Genomic DNA, 5,984 nt, shown 5'->3' with positions numbered 1-5,984 from the left:
CCCCTTCACCGGCGCTGCTGAGGCGGTGCTGACGGGTCGGAGAGACGGCCGGACGGGTTGGAGAGACAGCCGGACGCATCGGAGAGACGGTGGGCATCTTAGGGAATGATTTAGGCGGGCGCGCTGATGTTATTGGCGCAACGGTCTGATTTTTGGCTCTTGGTGTTCTGTTCTTTGACATTGATGGATAACTGAAGAGATATGTGGGCGGTTTGGTTCGTTTCGACGGATTGAATGTCTGTATATCGCGCTGGTAGGGCTTCGGCTCGATGATCCAGTGTCAGCTTCACTGTTTGTACGGCTTTCGGTTTCTGATGAAACCAGAAGCACATACAGACAGAAGACTTCATCAGGATTAGCCTCCTGATGAGATGTGCAGAGGTTCGAACGTCAAGGATAAGCAGCAATGCTTTTCAACTTGAGAGTTTGATCCTGGCTCAGAACGAACGCTGGCGGCAGGCTTAACACATGCAAGTCGAGCGCACCTTCGGGTGAGCGGCGGACGGGTTAGTAACGCGTGGGAACATACCCTTTGGTACGGAATAGCCTCTGGAAACGGAGAGTAATACCGTATGAGCCCTTCGGGGGAAAGATTTATCGCCAAAGGATTGGCCCGCGTTAGATTAGGTAGTTGGTGGGGTAATGGCCTACCAAGCCTACGATCTATAGCTGGTTTTAGAGGATGATCAGCAACACTGGGACTGAGACACGGCCCAGACTCCTACGGGAGGCAGCAGTGGGGAATCTTGGACAATGGGGGCAACCCTGATCCAGCCATGCCGCGTGAGTGATGAAGGCCTTAGGGTCGTAAAGCTCTTTCGCCTGTGAAGATAATGACGGTAGCAGGTAAAGAAACCCCGGCTAACTCCGTGCCAGCAGCCGCGGTAATACGGAGGGGGTTAGCGTTGTTCGGAATTACTGGGCGTAAAGCGCACGTAGGCGGACTGGAAAGTTGGGGGTGAAATCCCAGGGCTCAACCCTGGAACTGCCTCCAAAACTATCAGTCTAGAGTTCGAGAGAGGTGAGTGGAATTCCGAGTGTAGAGGTGAAATTCGTAGATATTCGGAGGAACACCAGTGGCGAAGGCGGCTCACTGGCTCGATACTGACGCTGAGGTGCGAAAGTGTGGGGAGCAAACAGGATTAGATACCCTGGTAGTCCACACCGTAAACGATGAATGCCAGTCGTCGGGTAGCATGCTATTCGGTGACACACCTAACGGATTAAGCATTCCGCCTGGGGAGTACGGTCGCAAGATTAAAACTCAAAGGAATTGACGGGGGCCCGCACAAGCGGTGGAGCATGTGGTTTAATTCGAAGCAACGCGCAGAACCTTACCAACCCTTGACATCCTAGGACCGGCCCAGAGATGGGTCTTTCACTTCGGTGACCTAGTGACAGGTGCTGCATGGCTGTCGTCAGCTCGTGTCGTGAGATGTTCGGTTAAGTCCGGCAACGAGCGCAACCCACATCCTTAGTTGCCAGCAGTTCGGCTGGGCACTCTAGGGAAACTGCCCGTGATAAGCGGGAGGAAGGTGTGGATGACGTCAAGTCCTCATGGCCCTTACGGGTTGGGCTACACACGTGCTACAATGGCAGTGACAATGGGTTAATCCCAAAAAACTGTCTCAGTTCGGATTGGGGTCTGCAACTCGACCCCATGAAGTCGGAATCGCTAGTAATCGCGTAACAGCATGACGCGGTGAATACGTTCCCGGGCCTTGTACACACCGCCCGTCACACCATGGGAGTTGGTTCTACCCGACGACGCTGCGCTAACCTTCGGGGGGCAGGCGGCCACGGTAGGATCAGCGACTGGGGTGAAGTCGTAACAAGGTAGCCGTAGGGGAACCTGCGGCTGGATCACCTCCTTTCTAAGGATGTATCTAGTTAGATTTGTTCGCAAATCTCGTGATACACTTAGCAGAAGATCAACAAACAAAGTTGATCAAACTCATGGACCGAGCCGTCCTCATATCTCTTCAGAACACATCAGGCCGACCGGCCTGTCTGGGTCGGTAGCTCAGGTGGTTAGAGCGCACGCCTGATAAGCGTGAGGTCGGAGGTTCAAGTCCTCCTCGACCCACCAACTCACTTTCGGTGAAGCCGAAAAGTGAGAGGCGGCAGTGCATTCATCTTGGATGAATGTCACGAGAGCCACTTTATGGGGCCTTAGCTCAGCTGGGAGAGCGCCTGATTTGCATTCAGGAGGTCAGGAGTTCGATCCTCCTAGGCTCCACCATTTACCTTCGATTTGACCGTTAAGCACCATTTTGGTTCTTCACCGTCCAATCGGACGTCGCTTCTTCGGAAGCTTTGACATCGTTTAGAGAGAAATCAATCAACACTGTTTGATCGTGCCGAGTGTGGCATTGATCTCGGTCGTTCTTATCTTCGGATAAGCGGCGCAGTTTGGGTCTAGCCGGCCCTGTCTGCGTATCCCGATCGAAACGAACAGAGTTGTCCAAGTCTAATATACTAACCCGAGCGACCTGCGTTGATCAGCTGCACGGCTGAGAGACCATATGGGGTTGCTCATTTGTCCTCGTCCAAGTGGCGGGGGCGGGAAATGTATGTTTTTGGTTCAGAAGAACAGATGACCTTTAGTTACCAGCTGGGTCATCGTGATTGATTTGATTACTGGCGCAGCTTCGGTTGTGTGCGGTCAAACGCACTCAAGTAGCCGAATAGGCGGTAGTGCAAATATCAAGTCTTTCTTTTTCTGGATCAAATCAAGCGCGAGAAGGGCGTTTGGTGAATGCCTTGGCAGCAAGAGGCGATGAAAGACGTGATACTCTGCGATAAGCCATGGGGAGCTGAGAATAAGCTTTGATCCATGGATTTCTGAATGGGGCAACCCACTTGAAAGCTCTCTATTGTTATCCTCTGGATGATCAATAGGTGGCTTAATCAAGTATTTATGACCTGAATACATAGGGTTATAAAGGCAAACCCGGGGAACTGAAACATCTAAGTACCCGGAGGAAAGGAAATCAATTGATACTCCCCTAGTAGCGGCGAGCGAACGGGGACCAGCCGAGCCAGATGAGTGAGAAGAACATGTTGGGAAGCATGGCCATAGCGGGTGACAGCCCCGTATTCTAAGCTCTGATGGACGTATTAAGTAGGGCGGAACACGTGAAATTCTGTCTGAAGATCGGAGGACCACCTTCGAAGGCTAAGTACTCCTTGCTGACCGATAGTGAACCAGTACCGTGAGGGAAAGGTGAAAAGCACCCCGACGAGGGGAGTGAAACAGTACCTGAAACCGAACGCCTACAATCAGTCGGAGGCTCCTTGCGAGCTGACGGCGTACCTTTTGTATAATGGGTCATCGACTTGGTCTCACGAGCAAGCTTAAGCCGTTAGGTGTAGGCGTAGCGAAAGCGAGTCTTAATAGGGCGCATGAGTTCGTGGGATCAGACCCGAAACCGAGTGATCTAGGCATGGCCAGGTTGAAGGTAAGGTAACACTTACTGGAGGACCGAACCCACATCCGTTGAAAAGGATCGGGATGAGCTGTGCCTAGGGGTGAAAGGCCAATCAAACTCGGAGATAGCTGGTTCTCTGCGAAATCTATTTAGGTAGAGCGTCATCCGAATACCCCGGGGGGTAGAGCACTGGATGGGTAATGGGGCCCCACAGGCTTACTGATCCTAACCAAACTCCGAATACCCGGGAGTACTAGATGGCAGACACACTGCGGATGCTAACGTCCGTAGTGGAGAGGGAAACAACCCTGACCTACGACTAAGGCCCCCAATTCATGGCTAAGTGGGAAAGCAGGTGGGACGACCAAAACAACCAGGAGGTTGGCTTAGAAGCAGCCATCCTTTAAAGATAGCGTAACAGCTCACTGGTCTAAATAAGTTGTCCTGCGGCGAAGATGTAACGGGGCTCAAGCCATGAGCCGAAGTCTAGGGATGCGTAAGCATCGGTAGCAGAGCGTAGTGTGACATAGTCTCATTCCTCCTTCATGCCTTCGGGCAGATTGGAGGAGAGAGGCTTTCGATGAAGCGGGCGCGTGAGCGATCCCGTGGAGAGATCACTAGTGAGAATGATGACATGAGTAGCGACAAAGAGTGTGAGAGACACTCTCGCCGAAAGTCCAAGGGTTCCTGCTTAAAGCTAATCTGAGCAGGGTAAGCCGGCCCCTAAGCCGAGGCCGAAAGGCGTAGGCGATGGGAACTAGGTTAATATTCCTAGGCCGTGGAGTGGTGACGGATCTCAGGTGTAGTTCATCCTTATCGGATTGAATGGGCTGCTGAGAGGTTCCTGGAAATAGCCCTCCTATAAGACCGTACCCTAAACCGACACAGGTGGACTGGTAGAGCATACCAAGGCGCTTGAGAGAACGATGTTGAAGGAACTCGGCAAAATACCTCCGTAAGTTCGCGAGAAGGAGGCCCGGTTCCTAGGCAACTAGGGGCTGGGGGCACAAACCAGGGGGTGGCGACTGTTTATTAAAAACACAGGGCTCTGCGAAGTCGCAAGACGACGTATAGGGTCTGACGCCTGCCCGGTGCCTGAAGGTTAAAAGGAGAGGTGAGAGCCTTGAATTGAAGCCCAGGTAAACGGCGGCCGTAACTATAACGGTCCTAAGGTAGCGAAATTCCTTGTCGGGTAAGTTCCGACCTGCACGAATGGCGTAACGACTTCCCCGCTGTCTCCAACATCGACTCAGCGAAATTGAATTGCCTGTCAAGATGCAGGCTTCCCGCGGTTAGACGGAAAGACCCCGTGCACCTTTACTACAGCTTCGCACTGGCATCAGGATTGTGATGTGCAGGATAGGTGGTAGGCTTTGAAGCAGGAACGCAAGTCCCTGTGGAGCCTCCCTTGAGATACCACCCTTCGCACTCTTGATGTCTAACCGCGGTCCGTTATCCGGATCCGGGACCCTGCGTGGCGGGTAGTTTGACTGGGGCGGTCGCCTCCTAAAGCGTAACGGAGGCGCGCGAAGGTTGGCTCAGAGCGGTCGGAAATCGCTCGTTGAGTGCAATGGCAGAAGCCAGCCTGACTGCGAGACTGACAAGTCGAGCAGAGTCGAAAGACGGCCATAGTGATCCGGTGGTCCCGAGTGGAAGGGCCATCGCTCAACGGATAAAAGGTACGCCGGGGATAACAGGCTGATACTGCCCAAGAGTCCATATCGACGGCAGTGTTTGGCACCTCGATGTCGGCTCATCTCATCCTGGGGCTGGAGCAGGTCCCAAGGGTACGGCTGTTCGCCGTTTAAAGAGGTACGTGAGCTGGGTTTAGAACGTCGTGAGACAGTTCGGTCCCTATCTGCCGTGGGTGTAGGAGACTTGAGAGGAGTTGCCCCTAGTACGAGAGGACCGGGGTGAACGATCCACTGGTGGACCAGTTGTCGTGCCAACGGCAGTGCTGGGTAGCTATGATCGGACAGGATAACCGCTGAAGGCATCTAAGCGGGAAGCCCCCCTCAAAACAAGGTCTCCCTGAGGGCCGTGGAAGACCACCACGTCAATAGGCCGGAGATGTAAGCGCAGTAATGCGTTCAGTTGACCGGTACTAATCGCCCGATAGGCTTGATTTGATCCAGTAATGGAAAGACAAATCAAAAACATACACCTCAGTAAACATGGATAACTTCGCAGCAAAACGCTGCGGTGTTGATTGACATAACTACCGAGTGGCAACGCGCATTTGCATGCAAATACGCTGCCTGCCACCCGTCGCTTTTGCTCCGCAAAAGCCGACGTGGGGATTTTCCTCGGTTTGGTGGTCATAGCGCAAGTGAAACACCCGGTCCCATCCCGAACCCGGAAGTTAAGCACTGCCGCGCCAATGGTACTTGGGCTTAAGCCCCGGGAGAGTAGGTCACCGCCAAACCTAGAAAAATCCCAAAATCTCTCTAACGATATCGCACTTATTCGACCCTGTCGCGGGATGGAGCAGCCCGGTAGCTCGTCAGGCTCATAACCTGAAGGTCGTAGGTTCAAATCCTACTCCCGCAACCA

Annotated in this window: 3 tRNA genes and 3 rRNA genes; all 6 read left to right on the top strand. The window is 53.2% G+C overall.

Annotated features, from left to right (window positions below):
- The first annotated feature begins 414 nt into the window (after positions 1–414).
- The 6 genes from AC2FFP_RS23195 (at position 415) to AC2FFP_RS23170 (ending at position 5,984) form a co-directional block, all read left to right on the top strand.
- A 16S ribosomal RNA gene (locus AC2FFP_RS23195) occupies positions 415–1,874 on the top strand.
- Positions 1,875–2,012: 138 nt separating this feature from the next.
- Positions 2,013–2,089, top strand: a tRNA-Ile gene (locus AC2FFP_RS23190).
- 77 nt (positions 2,090–2,166) lie between these two features.
- Positions 2,167–2,242: transfer RNA gene (locus tag AC2FFP_RS23185), tRNA-Ala, on the top strand.
- 488 nt (positions 2,243–2,730) lie between these two features.
- Positions 2,731–5,560, top strand: a 23S ribosomal RNA gene (locus AC2FFP_RS23180).
- A 181-nt stretch (positions 5,561–5,741) separates the two neighbouring features.
- Positions 5,742–5,856, top strand: a 5S ribosomal RNA gene (rrf, locus tag AC2FFP_RS23175).
- The 16S, 23S and 5S rRNA genes sit together here with 3 tRNA genes alongside, the layout of an rRNA operon.
- 51 nt (positions 5,857–5,907) lie before the next feature.
- Positions 5,908–5,984 (top strand) — tRNA-Met (locus tag AC2FFP_RS23170).

It is taken from the genome of Ruegeria sp. YTSC004 (genome assembly GCF_059609805.1).
This window is presented reverse-complemented; position numbering and strand designations above follow the sequence as displayed.